Source organism: Subtercola sp. YIM 133946, assembly GCF_036553535.1.
Classification (GTDB): domain Bacteria; phylum Actinomycetota; class Actinomycetes; order Actinomycetales; family Microbacteriaceae; genus Subtercola.
In genome coordinates this window covers 1-24,094 of sequence record NZ_JAZHPE010000034.1, presented here as the reverse complement: position 1 = coordinate 24,094, position 24,094 = coordinate 1, and the positions used below count along the sequence as shown (strand labels likewise).

Sequence of the window (24,094 nt, the reverse complement as noted above, 5' to 3'; positions counted from 1 at the left end):
GTTTAGACCTTGCGTGAGATAGAGGCTTACCGGAGGCCGGACGTGACATCAAACCAGAACTACCTCGCAGTGATCAAGGTGGTCGGCATCGGTGGCGGTGGAGTCAACGCCGTCAACCGGATGATCGAACTCGGCCTGCGCGGGGTCGAATTCATCGCCATCAACACCGACGCCCAGGCGCTGCTCATGAGCGACGCCGACGTCAAGCTCGACGTGGGTCGTGAACTCACCCGGGGCCTCGGCGCGGGCGCCGACCCCGAGGTGGGTCGCCGCGCCGCCGAAGACCACGCCGAAGAGATCGAAGAGGCCCTGGCCGGCGCCGACATGGTCTTCGTCACGGCAGGTGAGGGTGGTGGCACCGGAACCGGTGGCGCCCCCGTCGTCGCCCGCATCGCGAAGTCGATCGGCGCCCTCACCATCGGTGTCGTCACGAAGCCGTTCGGCTTCGAGGGCAAGCGGCGCATGTCGCAGGCCGAAGACGGCGTCGCGATCCTCAAGAACGAGGTCGACACCCTCATCGTCGTTCCGAACGATCGCCTGCTCGAGATCAGCGACCGCGGCATCAGCATGCTCGAGGCATTCTCGACGGCCGACCAGGTGCTGCTCGCCGGTGTTCAGGGCATCACCGACCTGATCACCACCCCCGGCCTGATCAACCTCGACTTCGCCGACGTGAAGAGCGTCATGCAGGGCGCAGGTTCCGCGCTCATGGGCATCGGATCGTCGCGCGGCGCCGACCGCGCCGTCAAGGCGGCCGAGCTGGCCGTCGCCTCCCCGCTGCTCGAGGCGAGCATCGAGGGTGCGCACGGCGTTCTGCTGAGCATCCAGGGCGGGTCGAACCTCGGCATCTTCGAGATCAACGACGCTGCGAAGCTGGTACAGGATGCCGTGCATCCCGAAGCCAACATCATCTTCGGTGCCGTGATCGACGACACCCTCGGCGACGAGGTTCGCGTCACCGTCATCGCGGCCGGCTTCGACAGCGGCGACGCCACCACGGCAGCCGAGGCCAAGCGCGCCTTCGGCACGATTCCGAACGACGCCAGCGACCTGTTCGCCGGCACCGGCGCACCCGCTGCCCCGTCGGCCCCGTTGCGTCGCGACCGTGTCGACGAGCCGGCGGCCGCCGCCTGGTCACAGCCGGTCGAACACAACTCGATCACCGGAACCGCGCAGCTCGACCCTGCGTCTGACGACGACGACAGCGACCTCGACGTTCCCGACTTCCTGAAGTGACGCGCGGTCGCGTACAGGCGCACTGTTCGTGCTGTGGCTCGCTGCTCGAGTAGCGGCGCAGCCGCTCGTGCTGCTGCTCGCTGGTTGAGTAGCGGCGCAGCCGCTCGCTGGTTGAGTAGCGGCGCAGCCGCGTATCGAAACCCGGCGTCATGACCGAGGGTTTCGATACGCCCGCTGCGCGGGCTACTCAACCAGCGGGTGTTGCCGACCGCCTCATGGCAGTTCGTGAACGCATCGACGAGGCCGCGAGGGCGGCCGGCCGCAGCGCAGACGACCTCACCCTCATCGCCGTCACGAAGTTCCACCCCGCCAGCCTGCTGCGCGAGCTCGCCGCACTCGGCCTTACTGACGTCGGTGAGAGCCGGCACCAGGAGGCCCGCGAGAAGGTCGACGAACTCGCCGACCTCGACCTGACCTGGCACTTCATCGGCCAGCTGCAGAGCAAGAAGGCTCGCCAGGTCGCCGCCTATGCCTCGGTCATCCACTCGATCGACCGTGCCCAGCTCGCCGACCTCGTCGCCACGTCAGAGCGCGTTCAGGCGGGCGCGGTCATCGACTGCTTCGTGCAGGTGAACCTCACCGACGATCCCGACCGCGGGGGAGTGGCGCCGGCGGATGCCGAACCCCTCGCCGCGCACATCGAGGGGTTGCCCGGGCTGCAGTTGCTCGGGGTCATGGCCGTCGCGCCGAACGACGGCGAGCCCCGCGCGGCCTTCGAGCGCCTGCGCCGGGTGTCGATGGAAGTTCGGCAGACCGCGCCCCGGGCATCCGCCATCTCGGCCGGCATGTCGAACGACTTCGCCGAAGCCATCGCCGAGGGTGCGACACACCTACGAATCGGCTCGGCAATCACGGGAAACAGACCGGTGCGACGTTAATCTCTAACCAGGCAACCAGCACACCACACCGGAGGAATTCCATGGCCAATCCATTACGCAAGACGATGGTCTACCTGGGGCTCGCAGACGAAGAGCTCGAGTACGAAGACGCCCCCGAGCAGCCGGTGGCGCACGTCGCCCACCCGCAGGCCCAGCAGGCTCCCGTGGCTCCGGTCGCACAGGCTGCCGCCCCGCAGCAGCACGGCAACCGTGCCCCTGTGACCCCCCTCCGTCGAACCACGACACAGAAGAATGCGGCGCCGCTCGAAATGAATGAAATCCTCACGGTTCACCCCAAGCAGTACAAAGACGCGCAGATCATCGCCGAGAGCTTTCGCGACGGCATCCCCGTCATCATCAACCTCTCGCAGATGACGGATGCCGACGCGCGCCGCCTCATCGACTTCGCCGGCGGCCTCTCGCAGGGCCTCTACGGCAAGATCGAACGCGTCACCAGCAAGGTCTTTTTGCTGTCGCCCGCCCATGTTTCGGTGTCGGGTGAGGCTGCGGCAGACCCACGTGCAGAGGCTTCGTTCTTCGTCCAGTCATAATTGACGGGTGAGTTCCCTCGTCGCCGTCTTAGCAACTGTCGCGTACTTCGCCCTCCTGCTGTACTTCTTTGTCATGTGGGGTCGGTTCATCCTCGACCTGGTTCGCAGTTTTCAACGCGGCTGGCGCCCGCAGGGTGCCGTGCTGGTGCTCGCCGAGGTGACCTACACGGTCACCGATCCGCCGATCAAGTTCTTTCGGCGGGTGATTCCGCCGCTCCGTGTCGGGCCGGTTGCCTTCGACTTCGGCTGGAGCATCGTGATGCTGCTCGTCATCATCCTGCTCTCGGTGACGAGTTACATCCGAGTCATCGCCTGATGATGACTCCCGCCAGCGTGCGTCATTGCCTGATCATGACTCCCGCCAGCGTGCGTCATCGCCTGACCCATGTATCGTAGTTCTAAGAAACGCCGAACACGTTCCCTCAACAGTCACTAGCTATAAAGGTGGAAGAACATGCCGTTAACTCCAGAAGAAGTGGTTAACAAGCGCTTCTCGCAGACCCAGTTCCGCGCAGGTTACGACCAAGACGAGGTCGACGACTTCCTCGACGAGGTCGTCGTCGAACTCCGTCGCCTGATCTCTGAGAACGAAGAACTCCGCGCCGGCATCGTGCCGAGCGCCGCTGCGGCCAGCAACGAAGCGGCCGACGAGGCGCCCGAGCCCGCCGTGTCAGAGGAGACCGTCGCCGTCGAGGTCGTCGAGGAGACCCCCGAGCCCGTCGCTGCTGCGCCCGCCGCCCCGGCCGCTGCGCCCGCCGCCCCGGCCGCCGACGCCTACAGCGAAGACGCCTCGAGCACGACGAGCCTGCTGCAGCTCGCCCGTAAGCTGCACGACGAGCACGTGAAGGAGGGCGCCGACAAGCGCGCCGAACTCATCGCCGAGGGCCAGGCCACCGCAGACCGTCTCGTCGCCGAGGCCGAAGCAAAGCAGCGCACCGAGCTGGCGAAGCTCAACCAGGAGAAGGCCGGCATCGAACACCGCATCGACGAGCTGCGCTCGTTCGAGAAGGAGTACCGCCAGACCCTGCGCAAGTACATCGAAGACCAGCTGGCCGGGCTCGACTCGACCAACGTCGAGAGTTCGGAAGGCGCAGCTCAGACCTCGAGCCTGCAAGGTTTTGGAGCCTGACGCCACCCCTCCTGCAACACCGCCTCGAACGATCAGCGCTCGCGCGCTGATCGTTCTTGTGGTTGTTGCGGTAGCGGTCTATGCGATCGACCAGATCGCGAAGTACCTGGTCGTCACCCACCTGCCGCTGAATCAGTACGTGGCCGTTCTGGGCGATCTGCTGCAGTTCTTCTACGTCACCAACTCGGGCGCCGCCTTCTCCATCGGCAGTGCCTACACCTGGATCTTCTCGGTGCTCGCCCTCGCGGTGCTGTTCTTCATCGTGTGGTTCGCCCGCCGCATCCGGTCGATCGGCTGGGCCGTCGTGTTCGGCCTGCTGCTCGGGGGAGTGCTCGGCAACCTCACCGACCGGCTGTTCCGCGAACCCGGTTTCGGTGTCGGTCACGTGGTCGACTTCATCAAGATCCCGTTGCTGCCCGCCATCTTCAATCTCGCCGACACCGCGATCTGCGCGGCGATGGTGCTCTTCCTCATCCTGACCATCCGCGGCATCGGCCTCGACGGCAGGCGTGCGGCAGATGCGTCGACGGCCGACGACGAGCAACCGGTCGAGGTCGTCTCCTCGCCTGAGAAAGACGAGCAGTAGTCGATGGAGTACCGTCAGCTGCCCGTACCCGACGGCCTCGATGGCGATCGCGTCGACGCCGGGCTCGCCAAGCTGCTCGGCTTCTCACGCACCTTCGCCGCCGAGGTGGTCGACGCCGGCGGTGTCGTGGTCGACGGCCGGGTCGTGGGCAAGTCAGACCGCCTGCGCCGCGACACGTGGCTCGAGGTGAGCTGGGCGCCGCGCGAAGAACTGCGCATCGTCGACACGCCCGTCGACGATCTCACGATCATCTACGACGATGACGACATCGTCGTCGTCGACAAGCCCGTGGGGGTGGCCGCGCATCCGTCGGTCGGCTGGACGGGCCCGACGGTGCTCGGCGCACTCGCCGCCGCCGGCTTTCGCATCTCGACCTCGGGCGCCGCCGAGCGCGCGGGCATCGTGCACCGCCTCGACGCCGGCACGAGCGGGCTGATGGTGGTGGCGAAGAGCGAAGAGGCCTACACCTGGCTCAAACGCCTGTTCCACGACCGCGAGGTCGACAAGATCTACCACGCTGTGGTGCAGGGCCACCCCGACCCGCTGGCCGGCACCATCGATGCGCCGATCGGGCGGCACCCCCGCTCCGACTGGAAGTTCGCCGTCGTCGCCTCGGGCAAACCGAGCGTGACGCACTACGAGACCATCGAGGCGTTTCCGAGCGCGTCGCTGCTCGAGATCCACCTCGAGACGGGCCGCACGCACCAGATCCGCGTGCACATGGCCGCACAGCGCCACCCGTGCGTGGGCGACGCGATGTACGGCGCCGATCCGCAGATCTCGGCCCGGCTGGGGCTGTCGCGGCAGTGGCTGCACGCGCTGAGGCTCGGTTTCGTGCATCCGCAGTCTCGTGAGTACGTGTCATTCGAGTCGACCTACCCGGCCGACCTGCAGCACGCTCTCGACGTGTTGCGCGAAGACTGAGATCGGGGCGACACGACCGACGATGTCGGCGGTCGGCGGGTAAACTTGTGATCCACCCTTCTAGCAAGTCGGAGCATTCTTGGCACCCGCGAATACAGCCGATTCGTTCGTTCACCTGCACGTGCACAGCGAGTACTCGATGCTCGACGGTGCGGCACGCGTCAAACCCCTGATCGAGGCCGCCGTCGAACAGGGGATGCCCGCTGTGGCGGTCACCGACCACGGCAACGTCTTCGGCGCCTTCGACTTCTGGAAGACGGCCACCGACGCCGGCATCAAGCCCATCATCGGCACCGAGGCCTACATCACGCCGGGCACCCACCGCGGCGACAAGACCCGCGTGCGCTGGGGCGGGCCGAACTCGGGCCGCGACGACGTATCGGGCTCGGGGGCCTACACCCACATGACGCTGCTGAGCGAGAACACCGCCGGCATGCACAACCTGTTCCGCCTGTCGTCCCGCGCCTCGCTCGAGGGCTACTACTTCAAGCCGCGCATGGACCGCGAACTGCTCGCCCAATACTCGAACGGCCTCATCGCGACGACCGGATGCCCGTCGGGCGAAGTTCAGACGAGGTTGCGTCTCGGCCAGTACGACGAGGCCGTGAAAGCGGCCGCCGACTACCGTGACATCTTCGGCAAGGAGAACTACTTCGCCGAGGTCATGGACCACGGGCTCGGCATCGAGCGCCAGATCATGGGCGACCTGCTGCGCCTGGCGAAAGACCTCGACCTGCCGCTGGTCGCCACGAACGACCTGCATTACACGCACGCGCACGACGCGACCAGCCACGCGGCTCTGCTCTGCGTGCAGTCGGGGTCGACGCTGAGCGACCCGAACCGCTTCAAGTTCGACGCCGACGAGTTCTACCTCAAGACCGCCGCCGAGATGCGGCAGATCTTCCGCGATCACCCGGAGGCCTGCGACAATACGCTCCTGATCGCCGAGCGGTGCGAGGTGAAGTTCGACACGGCGGCGAACTACATGCCGCGTTACCCCGTGCCGGCGGGCGAGACCGAAGACACCTGGTTCATCAAAGAAGTCGAGAAGGGCCTCGTCGAGCGGTACCCGAACGGCATCTCGCCCGAGGTGCGTGCCCGCGCCGACTACGAGGTCGGCGTCATCGTGCAGATGGGCTTTCCCGGCTACTTCCTGGTGGTCGCCGACTTCATCAACTGGTCGAAGAACAACGGCATCCGGGTCGGTCCCGGCCGTGGTTCGGGCGCAGGCTCGATGGCCGCCTACGCGATGCGCATCACCGACCTCGACCCGCTGCGCCACGGCCTCATCTTCGAACGGTTCCTGAACCCCGACCGCGTCTCGATGCCCGACTTCGACGTCGACTTCGACGACCGGCGCCGCGGCGAGGTCATCAAGTACGTCACCTCGAAGTACGGCGACGAACGCGTCGCCCAGATCGTGACGTACGGCACCATCAAGGCGAAGCAGGCCCTCAAAGACTCCTCCCGGGTGCTGGGCTTTCCGTTCGGCATGGGCGAGAAGCTCACCAAGGCGATGCCGCCGCCCATCATGGGCAAAGACATCCCGCTCTCGGGCATCTTCGACCGCGATCATCCGCGTTACAAAGAAGCGGGAGACGTGCGGGCGGTCATCGAGACCGACCCCGAGGCACGCACCGTCTTCGACACGGCCGTCGGCATCGAGAACCTGAAGCGCCAGTGGGGCGTGCACGCCGCAGGCGTGATCATGTCGAGCGACCCGCTGATCGACATCATCCCCATCATGAAGCGCGAACAAGACGGTCAGATCGTGACCCAGTTCGACTACCCGGCCTGTGAGTCGCTCGGGCTCATCAAGATGGACTTCCTGGGGTTGCGCAACCTCACGATCATCGACGACGCGCTCGACAACATCCAGTCCAACCGCGGCTTCCGGCCCGTGCTCGAAGAACTCGAGCTCGACGACGCGCCCGCGTACGAGCTGCTCGCCCGCGGCGACACGCTCGGCGTCTTCCAGCTCGACGGCGGCCCGATGCGGTCGCTGCTGCGCCTGATGAAGCCCGACAACTTCGAAGACATCTCGGCCATCCTGGCCCTCTATCGGCCGGGGCCCATGGGCGCCGACTCGCACACGAACTATGCGCTTCGCAAGAACGGCCTGCAGCAGGTCACGCCCATCCACCCCGAACTCGAAGAGCCGCTGCGCGAGGTGCTCGGCCAGACCTACGGCCTGATCGTGTACCAGGAGCAGGTCATGTCGATCGCACAGAAGCTCGGCGGCTTCACGCTCGCCCAGGCCGACCTGCTGCGCCGCGCGATGGGCAAGAAGAAGAAGAGCGAGCTCGACAAGCAGTACGAGGGCTTCTCGGCCGGCATGCACGCGAACGGCTACTCCGAGGCAGCCGTCAAGACCCTGTGGGACATTCTGCTGCCCTTCTCCGACTACGCCTTCAACAAGGCGCACTCGGTCGCCTACGGCGTCATCTCGTACTGGACCGCCTACCTCAAGGCGCACTACCCGGCCGAGTACATGGCCGCCCTGCTCACCAGCGTGGGCGACTCGAAAGACAAGTCGGCCATCTACCTCAACGAGTGCCGCCGCATGAACATCACCGTGCTGCCGCCCGACGTGAACGAATCGATCGGATTCTTCGCCGCCGTGGGCGACGACATCCGGTTCGGGCTGGGCGCGGTGCGCAACGTGGGCTCGAACGTGGTGGAGGGCATCCGCCAGGCGCGCGAGGAGAAGGGGCGGTTCACCTCGTTCCACGACTTCCTGCAGAAGATCCCGCTGCAGGCGGCGAACAAGCGCACAGTCGAGTCGCTCATCAAGGCGGGAGCGTTCGACTCGCTCGGCGACACCCGGCGCGCGCTCGTCGAGATCCACGAGGGCGCCGTCGAGGCGGCCGTGAGCGAGAAGCGCGCCGAGGCGAATGGCCAGGTCGGATTCGACTTCGACTCCCTCTGGGACGCCCCGCAAGACAACCGGCAGGTGCCCGAGCGGCCCGAGTGGTCCAAGCGCGACAAGCTCGCCTTCGAGCGCGACATGCTCGGGCTCTACGTCTCCGATCATCCGCTCGCCGGGCTCGAGATACCGCTCGCGAAACACGCCTCGGTGTCGATCAGCGAGCTGCTGACCAGCGAGCACATCGCCGACGGCGAGACCGTCACGGTCGCGGGGCTCATCACGAACGTGCAGCACCGCGTCGCCCGCAACTCGGGCAACCAGTACGGCTCGATCGTGGTCGAAGACTTCGGCGGCGAGGTGACGGCCATGTTCATGGGCAAGGCCTACCAGGAGTTCTCGCCCGCACTCACCAACGATTCGATCGTGGTGGTGCGGGGCCGCGTCTCGATGCGTGACGACGGGCTCAACCTGCACGCGTTCAGCCTGTTCTCGCCCGACCTCGGGCAGGCCGGCGGCGACAACGGCCCGCTTGAGATCTCGATGGCGGATGCCCGTGCCACGACCGACACGGTGCAGGCGCTCAACGACGTGCTGATCAGGCACTCGGGTGACAGCGAGGTGCGGCTCAAACTCATCAGGGGCCAGACCGCCCGTGTCTTCGAGATTCCGTTCCGGGTCAACGTGACGGCCGACCTCTACGGCGAGCTCAAGTCGCTGCTCGGCCCGGCCTGCCTCACCTAGGGCGGGTGCCTCGACGGCCTGCCCCGGTAGGCTGGTGGGGCCATGATCCAGACCATAGACCTGCGGGGCATGACCCCGAGCCGCGCCCAGCTTCTCGACCTCGTGCCGCGGGCGGTGACCGACGTGTCGGTCGCCCAGGATGCCGCGCAGCAGCTCATCGACGACGTGCGCGAGCGCGGGGTGGAGGCGTTGCGCTCTCAGGCGGCACGGTTCGACGGGGGTGAGGCAGCGAGCATCCGGGTGCCGGAGAGTGAGATCCGCGACGCGATCGACGCCCTGCCGTCAGACGTTCGAGCCGCCCTCGACGAGGCCATCGACCGGGTGCGGCAGGCCACCGCCGCCCAGATTCCACCGGCCCAGACCACACAGCTCGGCCCGGGTGCCGTGGTCGAGCAGCGCTGGCAGCCGGTCGAGCGTGTGGGGTTGTACGTTCCGGGCGGCAAGGCGGTCTACCCGTCGAGCGTCGTCATGAACGTGGTGCCGGCTCAGGCCGCCGGGGTGCAGTCGATCGCGCTGGCCTCGCCGCCCCAGGCCGAGTTCGGCGGGGCGGTGCACCCGACCATCCTCGGCGCCGCCGGTCTGCTCGGCATCACCGAGGTGTACGCCATGGGCGGCGCCGGAGCGATCGGCGCCCTCGCCTACGGCGTGGCCGACATCGGGCTCGAGCCGGTGCAGATCATCACCGGCCCGGGCAACGTGTACGTGGCCGCCGCCAAGCGCATCGTGCGGGGCCGCACCGGAATCGATTCCGAGGCGGGGCCCACCGAGATTCTCATCATCGCCGACGAGACCGCGAACGCCGCCTATGTCGCCGCCGACCTCGTGAGCCAGGCCGAGCACGATGAACTCGCGGCTGCTGTGCTGGTCACGACGTCGCCCGCCTTCGCCGATGAAGTTCGAGTTGAACTTGAAGGTTGCGCGAACGGCACGACGCACAGCGAGCGAGTGCTCGTCGCCTTGCGCGGCCAGCAGTCGGCGATCGTACTCGTCGACGACCTCGTCGCGGCAGCACGGTTCAGCGATGCGTACGGCCCCGAGCACCTCGAGCTGCAGGTTCAGGATGCCGATGCGGTGCTGGCGAACATCCACAGTGCGGGGGCCATCTTCATCGGGTCGTACTCGCCCGTGAGCCTCGGCGACTACCTTGCGGGGTCGAACCACGTGCTGCCCACCGGCGGGCAGTCGAGGTTCTCGTCAGGGCTGGGTGCCTACACCTTCCTGCGGCCGCAGCAGGTCATCCGGTACGACCACGATGCGCTCGAGGCGGTCAGCGCGAACATCCATGCCCTCGCGACGAGCGAGAACCTCCCGGCCCACGCCGAGGCCGTCGCCGCCCGCTTACCGCGCTGAGTGCCCGGCGCCGCCCGCTTCGCGCGCTGAGCACTCGGCGCGCAGACTCTCGCCCCGTCGAAGCGGGTGCGGGCGCATCCGGCGCTGAGAATCCACCGGGCGGGTCGGCAGCCGCCGTGCGGCAGAGATTTGCCCGGTAAACTCGACTCACCATGTATTGCCCGTACTGCCGGTACCCCGACTCCCGCGTCGTCGACTCGCGCACCTCAGACGACGGGGTCGCCATTCGGCGCCGGCGCCAGTGCCCCGAGTGCGGCAGGCGTTTCAGCACCACCGAGACCGCGAGCCTCAACGTGATCAAGCGCAGCGGCGTGGTCGTTCCGTTCAGCCGCGAGAAGATCATGAACGGCGTGCGCAAGGCCTGCCAGGGCCGGCCGGTCACCGACTCCGACCTCGCCGTGCTCGCCCAGCGGGTCGAAGAGACCGTTCGATCGACGGGCGCCGCGCAGATCGAGGCGAACGACATCGGTCTAGCCATCCTGCAGCCCCTTCGTGAGCTCGACGAGGTCGCCTACCTGCGGTTCGCGAGCGTCTACCAGGCGTTCGACTCGCTGGATGACTTCGAGGCGGCCATCACCCTGTTGCGCATGGAGCACGGCGCGGGTGCCGCAGACGACGGCGGGGCCGGCACGGCCGGCGGTGCTGCGGGTTCGGCTGAGGGCCACGCCGGGGGTTCCGCTGCTCCGGCGGCCGGTGCCGCGAAGGGCCGCCCGGGCGACGCGTCGTGACGGCATATTCACTGCTGTTCCGCCACATCCTCTCGCGCATCGACCCCGAAGACGCGCACCACCTGGCCTTCGACGTCATCCGGGCCCTGCCACGCACGGCGCTGGGCGAGCGCCTCCGCCGGTTCACGGCGCCCGACCGCTCGCTCGAGGTTCGGGCGCTCGGTCTCACCTTCGCCTCGCCGTTCGGCGTCGCCGCAGGCTTCGACAAAGACGGTCGCGCCATTCTCGGCCTCGGCCAGCTGGGTTTCGGGCACGTCGAGGTCGGAACGCTGACGGCCAAGGCGCAGCCGGGCAACCCGCGCCCACGCCTCTTCAGGCTCGTGGATGACCGGGCCGTCGTGAACCGCATGGGCTTCAACAACGGGGGAGCCGGCCCCGCCGCGCTGCGCATCGCCGAGACGACGACCGCACCCTGGCGCCCGGTCGTGGGAGTCAACATCGGCAAGAGCCGCGTGGTCGACGTCGACGACGCGATCGACGACTACCGCACCAGCGCCCGTGCCCTCGCCCCCGTCGCCGACTACCTCGTCGTCAACGTCTCGTCGCCGAACACCCCTGGCCTCCGCGGCCTGCAGGAGCTCGACAAGCTCGCCCCGCTGCTCGTCGCCGTGCGCGAAGAGGCCGGCACCGTGCCGCTGCTCGTGAAGATCGCCCCCGACCTCACCGATGACGAGGTGCGCCGCATCGCCGAACTCGCCGTCTCGCTCGGCCTCGACGGCATCATCGCCACGAACACCACCATCTCGCGCGAGGGCCTGCGCGCCGCGCCCGCGACCGTCGAGGCCGCCGGCGCCGGCGGGCTCTCGGGGGTACCCCTGGCGGCACGCTCGCTCGCCGTGCTCGAACTGCTGCGCACCGTCGTGCCCCCCGAACTCTGCATCATCTCGGTCGGGGGCGTCGAGACGGCCGCCGACGTCGCCGAGCGCCTGGCCGCCGGCGCCACCCTCGTGCAGGGCTACACGGCGTTCCTCTACCGCGGCCCCCTCTGGGCCCGCCACATCAACCGCGGCCTGCTGCGCCTGCGCACCTCCGCCTGACCTCCCGTCGCCCGGCCCCTGACGTCCGGCGACCCCTGCCGCCGCCTCACCCTGCGGCGACTCCCGTCTCCGGGTCGTCACATCGTGCGTGCCCGGGTTTGGCGCATCTGCGCCTCCTCGAACGGCCGCGGATGCTCCGAAGTGCTGCGCTCATGCCGAACTGCGGCGGCTGCGCGCTAGCTGCGGGCCGACCACGACCCGCCGGCGAGGTGCCGCGGCCGGTCAGGCGGGCCCGTGCGTCAGGCCGGGAACTGGCCGCGCTTGACCTGGGGCTTGGGCAGGCGCATGGGGCGCAGCTGCAGGGCCCGCATGGCGCCGTACCAGCGCAGGCCGCGATCGAGCGAGCCGTACTTGGCCTTGAGGCGGTTGTTGATCTTGGTGCCCATGATGTAGATGTCGACCGCGACGACCAGCACGAAGGCGTACAGCACAAGCATCAGGTAGGTCTGGATGCTCGTGTTCGGCAGCAGCGTGAGCAGGATGACACCGAACATCACCGGAATGATGACCTCGCCCACGCTGAACCGCGCGTCGACGTAGTCGCGCACGAAGCGTCGCTGCACACCCTTGTCGCGCGCGAGGAGGTACTTCTCTTCGCCGGCGGCCATGCCGACGCGGGCACGCTCGCGTGCCACCTGGGTCTGGCTCTTCGCCTGGCGGGCCGCCTCTTTGCGGTCGCTCGGCACGAGGGGCTTTTTGTTCGCGGCCTCGCGCTCTTTGCGGGTGGGGGTCGCGCGGCCCTTGCCGGCCGGGGCCGTCTCGGTGAGGGGAGCCGACGTGACGATCTCGTCGACGGTTGATGATGAATCGCGCTTAGCCACAGTGAGTCCTCGAGTCTCGCAGACTGCGGGTACAGTCAGCCCCTTAAGATTACCGGTATGACCGAGCAACAGGGCAGCCCCACCGACAAACTCAACGCTGACGGCGAACGGGAGGCGAGCATCCGGAGCTTTGTCGAGCGCTCACTGCCGACCAGCATCGCCGATCTCACCGATCTCGTGCGCATTCCCTCTGTGTCGTGGGATTCGTTCGATCCCGCCCGGGTGGCCGACAGTGCTGATGCCGTCGCCGCCCTGTTCGAGGCCACCGGGGTGTTCGATTCGGTCGACGTCGCGCGGGCGAAGACCCAAACCGGCGAGTCGGGCCAGCCTGCCGTGCTGGCCACCCGCGCCGCGCGCAACGGCCGGCCGACCGTGCTGCTCTACGCGCACCACGACGTGCAGCCGCCCGGCTCCGACGCCGACTGGCAGTCGCCGCCGTTCGAGCCGACCGTGCGCGGCGACCGGCTCTACGGCCGCGGTGCAGCCGACGATAAGGCCGGCGTCGTGTCGCACGTCGCGGCGGTGCGGGCCCTCGCCGACACCTTCGGCGACGACCTCGACCTCGGTCTCGTGATCTTCATCGAGGGCGAAGAGGAGTTCGGCTCGAACTCGTTCGTCGACTTCCTCGAGACGCACCGCGACCAGATGGCGGCCGACGTGATCATCGTGGCCGACTCCGACAACTGGAACGTCGACACCCCCGCCCTCACCGTCAGTCTGCGCGGCAACGCCACCTTCACACTCACCGTCTCCACCCTCGAACACGCGTCGCACTCCGGTATGTTCGGGGGAGCCGCCCCCGATGCCATGCTGGCGGGCATCCGGCTGCTCAGCACACTCTGGAACGATGACGGCAGCGTCGCCGTCGACGGGCTGACCTCGTCAGACATGGCGGTGCCCGACGCCAGCGACGAGACGTTCTCGACGGATGCCGCACTACTGCCGGGCGTCGCACCGATCGGCCACGGCCCGCTGCTCTCGCGGCTCTGGGCGCAGCCCACGATCACGGTGACCGGCGTCGATGCGCCGACGGTCGCGAACGCCTCCAACACGCTGCTGCCCTCGGTGGCCTTCAAGATCAGCTCCCGGGTCGCCCCGGGTCAGGATGCTCAGGCTGCCCTCGACGCTCTCACGAGGCATCTGACGGCCCACGCCCCCTTCGGCGCTCACCTCGAGCTCAGCGAGGTGAACACGGGGCAGCCGTTCCTCGTCGACACCTCGGGCTGGGCTGTCGCCGAGGCCAAACGTGCCATGGCAGACGGCTGGGGCAGGGAGCCGCTCGAGACCGGCGTGGGCGGGTCGATTCCGTTCATCTCCGACCTCGTGCGCGTCTTCCCCGAGGCCCAGATTCTGGTGACGGGGGTCGAAGACCCCGACTCCCGGGCGCACAGCCCGAACGAGTCGCTGCACCTCGGGGTCTTCAAACGCGCGATCCTCACCGAGGCGCTGCTGCTGGCCCGGCTGGCCGGCCAGACGACCGACGAGCTCGCGCAGAACGGTTCCACCACAACCTGAGTGCCGACGTTTTCAACCAACCCCGGAATGAATCGCCGGGCACGCAGGTTGCTGGTTTAGAATTGCGGTATATCAGGTCACCCGATAGGAGACACTCATGAGCGACACCCTCGCACCTCAGGTCGAAGCGCCTGCCCACAAAGTCGGTCTCACCGACCAGGCGGCCACCAAGGTTCGCACCCTGCTCGAGCAGGAGGGTCGTGACGACCTCCGCCTGCGCGTGGCCGTTCAGCCCGGCGGATGCTCGGGCCTGATCTACCAGCTCTACTTCGATGAGCGCCAGCTCGACGGCGACGGTGTCGTCGACTTCGACGGCGTCGAGGTCATCGTCGACAAGATGAGCGTTCCATACCTCGACGGGGCGACGATCGACTTCGAAGACACCATCCAGAAGCAGGGCTTCACCATCGACAACCCGAACGCTGCAGGCAGCTGCGCCTGCGGCGACTCGTTCCACTGATCCAAAAAATTTCTACGCTGGGTAGAATTACTCAGCTTTGCCCCCCGAGGCCCGTAATCATGCGGATCTCGGGGGGTTTTCTCATGTGCTAGCAGACCCAGACACGGTTGACAGCCCCACCCGCAGAAACTTTCAGCCTGAATTCGACACAGTAGGCTAGGCAGCGTCAAATACACTTGACACAAGATCTGCCAGCAGTACATCCGAAGGGTTACAGGTGCGCTCGAAACGTCGTCTTAGATGGGTTGCGGTTCCCGTCATCGTGACCGTCGGTCTGTTGCTCGCCGGCTGCTCGCAGGAGCAGCTGCAGGGCTTCCTGCCGGCCGAACCCGACACCACCACGAACACCAGCATGGTGACCGGTCTCTGGGTCACCTCATGGATCGTGCTGCTCTGTGTAGGCGTCATCACCTGGGGCCTCACGATCTGGGCCGTGGTCGTCTTCCGCCGCCGCCGTGGCCAGACGGGCCTGCCGGTTCAGCTGCGCTACAACATGCCGATCGAGATCTTCTACACGATCGTGCCGCTCATCCTCGTTCTCGGGTTCTTCGCCTTCACCGCGCAAGACCAGGCCGACATCGAGCAGCCCTACGCGCAGCCCGACCAGACGATCTCGATCTACGGCAAGCAGTGGGCGTGGGACTTCAACTACGTCGATCAGAACACCTACACGGCCGGCGTTCAGGCGCAGACACCCGAGCCGGGTGCCGCCGACGCGAACAGCGCCCTCGTCGAGAGTCAGATTCCGACCCTCTACCTGCCGGTCGGCAAGAAGATCACGATCGAGCTTCACTCACGCGACGTCATCCACTCGTTCTGGGTCATCGACTTCCTGTACAAGAAAGACATGATCCCGGGCAAGACGAACTACATGTACGTCACCCCTGAGCGCATCGGCACCTATGCCGGCAAGTGCGCCGAACTCTGCGGCGAGTACCACTCCGACATGCTGTTCAACGTCAAGGTGGTCTCGCAGGCCGACTTCGACGCCTACACCGCGTCGCTGAAGGCCCAGGGCAACGTCGGCCAGCTGGGCGACGACTACAACCGCAACACGAACCTGCCGGGCACCACCTCGCCGCTGAACGAGGGCGCCGACGCCCTTCCGGCCGAGACGCCGGCTGCCGTCGCCGACACCGTCGACGGGGCAGCCGACTCCAGCAGCACCGCATCCGTCACGACGAGCAGCTCGAACTAGAAGGCGCGAAGATGACAACACTAACCGCCCCCAAACTGACCCCGGTCGAGCGTAAGGGCAACGTTTTCGTCAAGTGGATCACCTCCACCGACCACAAGACCATCGGGTACATGTACCTGATCGAGTCGTTCATCTACTTCTGCCTCGGCGGCGTGATGGCCCTCGTCATCCGGGCGCAGCTGTTCGAGCCGGGTGAGCAGCTGCTGGCCACGAAAGACCAGTACAACCAGCTCTTCACCATGCACGGCACGATCATGCTCCTGATGTTCGCGACACCGCTGTTCGCGGGCTTCGCCAACGTGCTCATGCCCCTGCAGATCGGTGCTCCGGATGTCGCGTTCCCGCGCCTGAACGGCTTGGCCTTCTGGCTCTACACCTTCGGCTCGGCCATCGCTGTCGGCGGCTTCCTCACCCCGCAGGGTGCGGCCTCGTTCGGCTGGTTCGCCTACGCCCCGTTGTCGAGTACGACGTTCACACCGGGAGACGGCGGCAACCTCTGGGTGTTCGGGCTCGTACTCTCGGGGTTCGGCACCATTCTCGGCGCCGTGAACTTCATCACCACGATCATCACGATGCGCGCCCCCGGCATGACCATGTTCCGCATGCCGATCTTCACCTGGAACATCCTCGTCACCTCCATCCTCGTGCTCATGGCGTTCCCGGTTCTGGCCGCTGCGCTCTCGGCGCTCGGCGTCGACAGGGTGTTCGGGGGCCACATCTATGACGCGGCCAACGGCGGCGTGCTGCTCTGGCAGCACCTGTTCTGGTTCTTCGGCCACCCCGAGGTGTACATCATCGCGCTGCCGTTCTTCGGCATCATCTCCGAGGTGCTGCCGGTGTTCAGCCGCAAGCCGATCTTCGGGTACAAGACCCTCGTCTACGCGACGATCTCGATCGCGGCCCTCTCGGTGACGGTGTGGGCCCACCACATGTACGTCACGGGCTCGGTGCTGCTGCCCTTCTTCGCCCTGATGACCATGCTCATCGCGGTGCCCACGGGCGTGAAGATCTTCAACTGGGTCGGCACGATGTGGCGCGGCTCGGTCACCTTCGAGACACCCATGATGTGGGCCATCGGCTTCCTCATCACCTTCACCTTCGGTGGCCTCACGGGTGTCATCCTGGCGTCGCCGCCGCTCGACTTCCACGTCTCCGACTCGTACTTCGTCGTCGCCCACTTCCACTACGTGGTCTTCGGCACCGTGGTGTTCGCCATGTTCTCGGGCTTCTACTTCTGGTGGCCGAAGTGGACGGGCAAGATGCTCAACGAGAAGCTCGGCCAGTGGCACTTCTGGCTGCTGTTCATCGGCTTCCACACGACGTTCCTCATCCAGCACTGGCTGGGTGTGGTCGGCATGCCCCGCCGCTACGCGACGTACTCGCCCGACGACGGGTTCACCTGGATGAACCAGATCTCTACGGTCGGCGCATTCCTGCTGGCCTCGTCGATGATCCCGTTCTTCCTGAACGTGTACATCACGGCACGCAAGGCGCCGCGCGTCACGGTGAACGACCCGTGGGGCTACGGCCGCTCGCTCGAGTGGGCGACGTCGTGCCCGCCACCGCGCCACAACTTCACCTCGATCCCGCGCATCCGCAGCGAGTCGCCGGCGTTCGACCTGAACCACCCCGAAGCCGGCGTGCCGGTGGGTGTGGGCCCGGCGAAAGACGCTCCGGATGCCCCGACCTACGACATCCAGACCGAGAGGGTGAAGTAAGCGTGCGCGCCAATATCAACGTCTTCTGGATTCTCTCCGGGTTCTTCCTACTGGCCGACGCGATCTACATTCTCTGGTCGCTCATCTCCTACGGCTACGTGGAGTGGGTGGGCACCATCGGCATCGGCCTGGGCGCCATCCTGGCCGGGTTCATCGCGTTCTACCTCAGCCGTGTTCATTCGGCCCAGGGCGGCGAGCTGCCCGAAGACGTGCTCACGTCGAACATCGACGATGGTGACCCCGAGATGGGCTTCTACAGCCCGTGGAGCTGGTGGCCGATCATCCTCGGTGGCGCATTGGCGATCTTCGTCACCGGTCTCGCCGTCGGCACCTGGATCTGCTTCATCGGCGTGGCCCTCATCCTGATTGCAATCGTCGGTTGGGTGTACGAGTACTACCGCGGCTTCTTCGCCCGGTAGAACCGCGCCTGACGGCTCGCTGAAGGCCCTCCCTGATCTGCTTACGCGGTCGGGGAGGGCCTTTCGGCGTTGTACCGTGGGGGAGTGACCGACGAGCCGCCGCACCCGACCCCGCAACAGCGCCCCGTGCAGCAGCAGAACGCTCCGCACGAGCGGAGTGCACTGCAGCAGCAGAAGGCGGAGGAGGCGCTGCGCGCGATCGCCGCAGGCGCCGACCCGACGCGCGAGGCGTTCGACCTGGCCAACGACTTCACCGACGCGCAGACGCACCGCCTGAAGCAGGCCATCAGGCGCCTGCTGCGCCGTTGACCGCAGACCGCCGGCCCATCCGCCGGTGGCGTGCCTGCCGCGAAGAACAGCTAAAGCCCCGTTAACGACGGATGCCCTCCCCGACAGTGGGGGAGGGCATCCGGTGTCGCAGGTGCGACCTAGTGGTGGTCGTGCGACTGGCGCTCGAGCTCGGTCCTGGTGACCGGTGCGATGCGGTCTTCAAAGAACCAGCGCGACATGCGAGCGCGCACCCGCTGAGGAGCGGTGATCTTGCCCTTGGCGTTCGGGCGGATCATCAGCGGCTTGTACTCGTTGAAGGTCACCAGGCGCCAGCGCTCGTACTCGTCGACCGGCTGGTGAACCTCGATGTACTCGCCGCCGGGCAGGCGCACGATGCGGCCCGACTCGAAGCCGTGCAGCGCGATCTCGCGGTCTTTCTTCTGCAGCGCGAGGCAGACGCGCTTGGCGACGAAGTAGGCGATGATCGGGCCGAGGATGACGGCGGCCTGAATCGAGTGGATGACCGCTTCGATCGACAGCTGGAAGTGCGTGGCGATGAGGTCGGAGCTGGCCGCCGCCCAGAGAGCCGCGTAGAACGTCACGCCTGCAGCGCCGATGGCGGTGCGGGTCGGGGCGTTGCGCGGGCGGTCGAGAATGTGGTGCTCGCGCTTGTCACCCGTCACCCAGCCCTCGACGAGCGGGTACAGCGCCACCGTCGAGATGAACAGGCCCAGAACCACGATCGGAATCAGGATGTTCCACGAGTACGTGTGGCCCCAGATCACCGACTCGAGCCCCGGCGGAATCAGTCGCAGGGCACCGTCGGCGAAGCCGATGTACCAGTCGGGCTGGGTGCCGGCCGACACCGGCGACGGGTCGTACGGGCCGTAGTTCCAGATCGGGTTGATGGTGAAGAACGACGCGATGAGCGCGATCACACCGAATACGATGAAGAAGAACCCGCCGGCTTTCGCCGCGTACACCGGCAGCACCGGGTAGCCGATGACGTTCTCGTTGCTCTTGCCGGCACCGGCGTACTGGGTGTGCTTGTGCACGACCACGAACACGAGGTGCAGCGCGATCATCGCCACGAGGATGGCCGGCAGCAGCAGGATGTGCAGGGTGTAGAGCCTGCCCACGATCTGCTCGCCCGGGAACTCGCCGCCGAAGATGAGGTACGAGATCCAGGTGCCGACGAAGGGGATACCCTTCACCATGCCGTCGATGATGCGCAGGCCGTTGCCCGAGAGCAGGTCGTCGGGCAGCGAGTACCCGGTGAAGCCCTCGGCCAGGGCGAGGATGAACAGCAGGAAGCCGATGGTCCAGTTCAGCTCGCGCGGCTTGCGGAACGCTCCCGTGAAGAAGATGCGCAGCATGTGCAGGCCGATGGAAGCGATGAACAACAGCGCCGCCCAGTGGTGGATCTGCCGGATGAGCAGGCCACCGCGAACCTCGAACGAGATCTTCAGCGCCGAATCCATGGCGGCCGACATCTCGACGCCCTTGAGGGGCACGAACGGGCCGGCATAGGTGACCGGTGCCATCGACGCCTGGAAGAAGAACGTCAGGAAGGTGCCGGTCAGCAGGATGACGACGAAGCTGTAGAGCGCCACCTCACCGAGCATGAACGACCAGTGGTCGGGGAAGATCTTTCGGCCGAACTCTTTGACGACGGCCGAGATGCTGGTGCGCTCGTCGATGTAGTTGGCGGCGGCGGCGGTGAAGCGCGACGACGGCGTCGCGGCGAGCTTCGGCGTGTCGCTGAAGGCGGGGTCTGCGATCTCGTCAGGAGGGGTGGTAGGTCGTTCGATGGTGCTCATGATCGCTCCCAGAAGCTTGGGCCGACGGGCTCGGTGAAGTCGCTCTGCGCGACGAGGTAGCCTTCGGAGTCGACCGTGATCGGCAGCTGAGGCAGGGGACGCTTGGCCGGGCCGAAGATGACCTGGCACTCGTTGTTCACGTCGAACGTGGACTGGTGGCACGGGCAGAGCAGGTGGTGGGTCTGCTGCTCGAACAGTGCTACCGGGCATCCGACGTGCGTGCAGATCTTGGAGTACGCGACGATGCCGTCGTAGTTCCAGGTCTCACGGCCCGGGCTGACGTTGAGGTCGGCCGGGTTGATGCGCATGAGCAGCACGGCCGCTTTGGCCTTCTGCTCGAGGCGGTCGGGCTGGTCGTTCAGCCCTTCCGGAATGATGTGGAACGCCGACCCGATGGTGACGTCGGCCGCCTTGACGGGCAGGCCAGACGGGTCGAGCGTGAGGCGGGTGCCCGCGCTCCACATGGTGGTTTCGAGCAGCGCAGCCGGGTTGCTGTACTCGGGCGCGAGGCCACGGAACAGGATGACCGCTGGCAGCGGGAAAGCGACGAGGGCGCCGATGAGGCTGTTGCGGATGAGGGTGCGCCGGCCGAAGCCCGACTCCTTGTTCGCCTCGTCGAAGATCTGCACGGCAGCCGTGCGGGTGGCCGCGGCCGATCGCACGGGGTGGCGGATGTCTTCGCCCTCTTCGTCTGACATGAGCGCCTTGGCCCAGTGCACCGCGCCGAGGCCGATGCCGAACAGCGCGAGCGTGATGCCGAGGCCGAGGAAGACGGTGTTCAGGCGAACCGACGTGAGATCGTCGTTGATCGGGAAGGCCATGTACGCCGCCAGGGCGAAGATGCTGCCCGCGATCGACAGGTAGAAGAGGGTGTAGACCACGCGCTGCGCGTGCTTGGCCTTCTTCGGGTCGATGTCGGTCGAACGGTGGCGGGTCGGCGGCAGACCGGGGTTGTCGAACGTGTCGGTGGTGATGACCGCGAGGCCACCGTCGGCCTCTGCGTGTTCGACTGCGGTGCCAGCTACCGTGCCCAACCCAGACGAGGTAGCGGCTAGGTCCTTACCGCTGCTGTCGTCGTGTGCCATGGTGTTCCCTTTCGAGCCTCAAGAATGTGTGTGCAGTGCGCAGGAGCTGCTAGTTCGACTTTGCTGTCAGCCAGACCGTCAGCGCCACGACGGCACCGATACCGAAGATCCAGATGAAGAGGCCTTCGGCGACCGGCCCGAGGTTGCCCAGCTCGAATCCGCCCGGTGAGGGGTTGTTCTGCAGGTACTTCAGGTAGGTGATGATGTCGCGTTTGTCTTCGGGCGTGATGTTGTGGTCGTTGAACACGGGCATGTTCTGCGGCCCGGTCAGCATCGCCTCGTAGATGTACTTGGCGTCGACGTCGGTCAGGGCGGGGGCGAACTTGCCCTCGGTGAGGGCGCCACCGGCGCCTGCGACGTTGTGGCACATGGCGCAGTTGATACGGAAGAGCTCGCCGCCGTTGGTGGCGTTGCCGGTCGTGGTGAGCTGGTCGTCGGTCGGAATGGCCGGTCCTGGCGACAGCGACGCGACGTAGTCGGCGAGGGCCTGGGTCTGCTCGGCCGTGAACTGCGGCGGCTTCTCCATGGCCTGCGGGCCCTGCATCGCCAGCGGCATGCGGCCGGTGCCGACCTGGAAGTCGACGGATGCCGCACCGACGCCGAGCAGGCTCGGACCGGCCGTGGAGCCCTCGAGGTTCATGCCGTGGCAGGTGGCGCAGTTGGCGGCGAAGAGCTTCGAGCCCTCTGCGACGCTCGACGCGCTGTCGGTGGCCGAGGCCGTGTCGGTCTTCGCCGTCGCCGTGCTCGTGAACAGCGCGTACCCGCCGCCGGTGAAGGCAAGCCCGATGGCGATCAGAACGACAGTGGCCAGGGGGTGTCGTCTGTTCGCTTTCGCAGGTTTGCGGGCCATTCTCTCAACTCTCTTTTGTGACACGGTGTTCGAAAAACGGTGGTGCGGCGCGCTATTTGAGGATGTAGATGACGAGGAACAGGCCGATCCACACCACGTCGACGAAGTGCCAGTAGTACGAGACGACGATGGCACTGGTGGCCTCGCGGTGGCCGAAGTTCTTCACGGCGAACGCCCGGCCGATCATCAGCAGGAAGGTGAACAGCCCTGCCGTCACGTGGAGGGCGTGGAAGCCGGTCGTGAGGTAGAAGGCCGACCCGTAGGCCGACGAGCTGATGGTGATGCCCTCCTGAACGAGGTTGGAGTACTCCCAGACCTGGCCGGAGACGAACAGCGCACCGAGGATGTAGGTGAGGAAGAACCACTCGACCATGCCCCACTGCGTCGGCTTCCAGCCGGTGGCGCGGGCCTGCAGGCGCTCGGCCGCGAACACACCGAACTGGCAGGTGAACGACGACGATACGAGGATCAGCGTATTCACGGTCGCGAACGGTACGTTCAGGTGACCGGCTTCGGTGTTCCACAGTTCAGGCGATGTCGACCTGAGCGTGAAGTAGATCGCGAACAGGCCGGCGAAGAACATGACTTCGCTGCCCAGCCAGACGATCGTACCGACGGCCACGACATTGGGCCGCTGCACCAGGGGTGCGGTGGGGGATTGGGTCAGCGATTGGCTCGTCACGGTTCCATTATGTCCGATTTCTTATCCGGCGTTTGGCATTTGCCACACTCTGTAGAAGTCGATTTCGATCTGGTCGCAGGCACGCACCATTTAGGATCGCTGTTATGACCTACGAACAGAGTTGGCCTCACATAATTTCGTCTCTGCTGGAGAAGAAAGACCTCTCTGTCTCTGAGGCGACGTGGGCCATGAACGAGGTGATGGAGGGCCGCACGAGCGACGCCCGGCTCGCCGGTTTTCTGGTCGCTCTGCGGTCGAAGGGCGAGACGGTCGACGAGATCGTGGGCTTTCGCGACGCGATTCTCGATCACGCCGTCGAGCTGCCGGTCGACCCCTTCGCGCTCGACATCGTGGGCACCGGCGGTGACCGGTTCGGCACCGTGAACGTGTCGACGATGGCGTCGATCGTGGCGGCTGCAACCGGTGTGCCCGTTGTGAAGCACGGCAATCGGGCGGCGAGCTCGCTGTCGGGTTCGTCTGACGTTCTGGCCGCCCTCGGGCTCGACCTCGACCTCGACGGCGAGAGCGTCGCGGCGGTGCTCACCGAGGCGGGAATCACCTTCGCCTACGCGGCGAAGTTCCACCCCGGTTTCCGGCATGCGGGTGCCGTTCGGTCGGAGCTCGGTGTTCCGACGGTGTTCAACTACCTGGGCCCGCTGTGCAATCCGGCGCGGCCCGAAGCCTCGGCCGTCGGCGTGGCGCAACTCGACCGCGTACCGCTCTTCGTAGGCGTGTTCCAGACCCGGGGCGCGACCGCGCTGGTGCTGCGCGGCGACGACGGGCTTGACGAGCTGACCACAACAGGGCATAGCCACATCTGGGAGGTCTCGCGCGGCGCGGTGACCGAGCACGACCTCGACCCGCGCGACCTCGGCATCAGGCGCAGCTCGATCGATGACCTGCGGGGCGGGGATGCCCGCGCCAATGCCGAGACCGTGCGCCGGGTGCTGGCGGGCGACGTGGGCCCTGTTCGCGACATCGTGCTGTTGAACGCCGCCGCCGGCCTGGTCGCCTTCGACCTGGCCCGTGACCCGTCGGAGGCGCTGCGCAGCATCGTCGAACGCTTCGCGGCGGCGATGCAGACGGCCGCCCAGGCGATCGATTCCGGGGCGGCCGCTGCAAAACTCGACCAGTGGGTGGCGGCCACCCGGCGCTGACGCCGGTGCCGCCGCGCGTCAGGTCAGGATGGGGAGGAGTGGTACGGCGACGAGGCCGGCGATGACGCCG

General features: G+C 66.7%; 23 protein-coding genes. 18 read left to right on the top strand and 5 right to left on the bottom strand.

Annotated features, from left to right (window positions below; genetic code table 11):
- Positions 1-42 precede the first annotated feature (42 nt).
- From ftsZ to V3W46_RS11595, 11 genes are all read left to right on the top strand, one after another.
- Positions 43-1,236 (top strand): cell division protein FtsZ, encoded by a 1,194-nt coding sequence (gene ftsZ, locus V3W46_RS11645; RefSeq protein WP_331783287.1) that lies wholly within the window; start codon positions 43-45, stop codon positions 1,234-1,236.
- Positions 1,237-1,451: 215 nt separating this feature from the next.
- Positions 1,452-2,114 (top strand): YggS family pyridoxal phosphate-dependent enzyme, encoded by a 663-nt coding sequence (locus V3W46_RS11640; protein WP_331783286.1) that lies wholly within the window; start codon positions 1,452-1,454, stop codon positions 2,112-2,114.
- A 41-nt stretch (positions 2,115-2,155) separates the two neighbouring features.
- Positions 2,156-2,665: a cell division protein SepF gene (locus V3W46_RS11635; RefSeq protein WP_331783285.1), complete on the top strand. Its 510-nt coding sequence runs from the start codon at positions 2,156-2,158 to the stop codon at positions 2,663-2,665.
- 7 nt (positions 2,666-2,672) lie between these two features.
- Positions 2,673-2,981, top strand: coding sequence for a YggT family protein (locus V3W46_RS11630; protein WP_331783284.1), 309 nt, complete (start codon positions 2,673-2,675; stop codon positions 2,979-2,981).
- Positions 2,982-3,119: 138 nt separating this feature from the next.
- Positions 3,120-3,794 (top strand): DivIVA domain-containing protein, encoded by a 675-nt coding sequence (locus tag V3W46_RS11625; protein WP_331783283.1) that lies wholly within the window; start codon positions 3,120-3,122, stop codon positions 3,792-3,794.
- A complete protein-coding gene (gene lspA, locus V3W46_RS11620; protein ID WP_331783282.1) occupies positions 3,784-4,380 on the top strand; it encodes a signal peptidase II in 597 nt (198 codons plus the stop codon). Before V3W46_RS11625 ends, lspA begins: the two co-directional genes overlap by 11 nt.
- A gap of 3 nt (positions 4,381-4,383) precedes the next feature.
- Entirely contained in the window at positions 4,384-5,304 is a 921-nt protein-coding gene (locus V3W46_RS11615) for an RluA family pseudouridine synthase (RefSeq protein WP_331783281.1), read from the top strand.
- Between the two features lie 139 nt (positions 5,305-5,443).
- Positions 5,444-8,914 carry a DNA polymerase III subunit alpha gene (dnaE, locus tag V3W46_RS11610; protein ID WP_443069975.1) on the top strand — a complete coding sequence of 1,157 codons (3,471 nt, stop codon included), beginning with the start codon at positions 5,444-5,446 and terminating at the stop codon, positions 8,912-8,914.
- A gap of 42 nt (positions 8,915-8,956) precedes the next feature.
- On the top strand, positions 8,957-10,264 hold the full coding sequence (gene hisD, locus V3W46_RS11605) for a histidinol dehydrogenase (RefSeq protein WP_331783279.1): 1,308 nt from the start codon (positions 8,957-8,959) through the stop codon (positions 10,262-10,264).
- A 152-nt stretch (positions 10,265-10,416) separates the two neighbouring features.
- Positions 10,417-10,992, top strand: a complete 576-nt coding sequence (gene nrdR, locus V3W46_RS11600; protein WP_331783278.1) for a transcriptional regulator NrdR — start codon at positions 10,417-10,419, stop codon at positions 10,990-10,992.
- On the top strand, positions 10,989-12,029 hold the full coding sequence (locus V3W46_RS11595) for a quinone-dependent dihydroorotate dehydrogenase (RefSeq protein WP_331783277.1): 1,041 nt from the start codon (positions 10,989-10,991) through the stop codon (positions 12,027-12,029). Before nrdR ends, V3W46_RS11595 begins: the two co-directional genes overlap by 4 nt.
- A 239-nt stretch (positions 12,030-12,268) precedes the next feature.
- Here the strand turns inward: V3W46_RS11595 and V3W46_RS11590 are convergent, their stop codons facing one another.
- On the bottom strand, positions 12,269-12,850 hold the full coding sequence (locus V3W46_RS11590) for a DUF3043 domain-containing protein (protein ID WP_331783276.1): 582 nt from the start codon (positions 12,848-12,850) through the stop codon (positions 12,269-12,271).
- Between the two features lie 57 nt (positions 12,851-12,907).
- Between V3W46_RS11590 and V3W46_RS11585 the strand changes: the two genes are divergently transcribed.
- The 6 genes from V3W46_RS11585 to V3W46_RS11560 all read left to right on the top strand — a co-directional run bounded on the left by V3W46_RS11585 (position 12,908) and on the right by V3W46_RS11560 (position 18,469).
- Positions 12,908-14,365, top strand: coding sequence for a dipeptidase (locus V3W46_RS11585; RefSeq protein ID WP_331783275.1), 1,458 nt, complete (start codon positions 12,908-12,910; stop codon positions 14,363-14,365).
- A 97-nt stretch (positions 14,366-14,462) separates the two neighbouring features.
- Entirely contained in the window at positions 14,463-14,825 is a 363-nt protein-coding gene (gene erpA / locus V3W46_RS11580) for an iron-sulfur cluster insertion protein ErpA (protein WP_331783274.1), read from the top strand.
- A gap of 217 nt (positions 14,826-15,042) precedes the next feature.
- A complete protein-coding gene (ctaC, locus tag V3W46_RS11575) occupies positions 15,043-16,023 on the top strand; it encodes an aa3-type cytochrome oxidase subunit II (protein WP_331783273.1) in 981 nt (326 codons plus the stop codon).
- Positions 16,024-16,034: 11 nt separating this feature from the next.
- The gene (gene ctaD / locus V3W46_RS11570) at positions 16,035-17,741 is read left to right on the top strand and encodes an aa3-type cytochrome oxidase subunit I (protein WP_331783272.1); all 1,707 of its coding nucleotides are present in this window, start codon (positions 16,035-16,037) and stop codon (positions 17,739-17,741) included.
- 2 nt (positions 17,742-17,743) lie between these two features.
- Entirely contained in the window at positions 17,744-18,160 is a 417-nt protein-coding gene (locus V3W46_RS11565) for a cytochrome c oxidase subunit 4 (RefSeq protein ID WP_331783271.1), read from the top strand.
- A gap of 84 nt (positions 18,161-18,244) precedes the next feature.
- Positions 18,245-18,469 (top strand): hypothetical protein, encoded by a 225-nt coding sequence (locus V3W46_RS11560; protein WP_331783270.1) that lies wholly within the window; start codon positions 18,245-18,247, stop codon positions 18,467-18,469.
- A gap of 119 nt (positions 18,470-18,588) precedes the next feature.
- Here the strand turns inward: V3W46_RS11560 and qcrB are convergent, their stop codons facing one another.
- The 4 genes from qcrB to ctaE are packed head-to-tail and all read right to left on the bottom strand — an operon-like array spanning position 18,589 to position 22,867.
- A complete protein-coding gene (gene qcrB / locus V3W46_RS11555) occupies positions 18,589-20,250 on the bottom strand; it encodes a cytochrome bc1 complex cytochrome b subunit (protein WP_331783269.1) in 1,662 nt (553 codons plus the stop codon).
- The gene (gene qcrA / locus V3W46_RS11550; RefSeq protein ID WP_331783268.1) at positions 20,247-21,335 is read right to left on the bottom strand and encodes a cytochrome bc1 complex Rieske iron-sulfur subunit; all 1,089 of its coding nucleotides are present in this window, start codon (positions 21,333-21,335) and stop codon (positions 20,247-20,249) included. The genes qcrB and qcrA overlap by 4 nt, the downstream gene beginning before the upstream one ends.
- A gap of 49 nt (positions 21,336-21,384) precedes the next feature.
- Positions 21,385-22,185 carry a cytochrome bc1 complex diheme cytochrome c subunit gene (gene qcrC / locus V3W46_RS11545; protein WP_331783267.1) on the bottom strand — a complete coding sequence of 267 codons (801 nt, stop codon included), beginning with the start codon at positions 22,183-22,185 and terminating at the stop codon, positions 21,385-21,387.
- Between the two features lie 52 nt (positions 22,186-22,237).
- Positions 22,238-22,867, bottom strand: coding sequence for an aa3-type cytochrome oxidase subunit III (ctaE, locus tag V3W46_RS11540; RefSeq protein WP_331783266.1), 630 nt, complete (start codon positions 22,865-22,867; stop codon positions 22,238-22,240).
- A 104-nt stretch (positions 22,868-22,971) separates the two neighbouring features.
- On the opposite strand from ctaE, the gene trpD reads away from it, so the two are divergent.
- Positions 22,972-24,024 (top strand): anthranilate phosphoribosyltransferase, encoded by a 1,053-nt coding sequence (trpD, locus tag V3W46_RS11535; RefSeq protein ID WP_331783265.1) that lies wholly within the window; start codon positions 22,972-22,974, stop codon positions 24,022-24,024.
- The last annotated feature ends 70 nt before the right edge of the window (positions 24,025-24,094 follow it).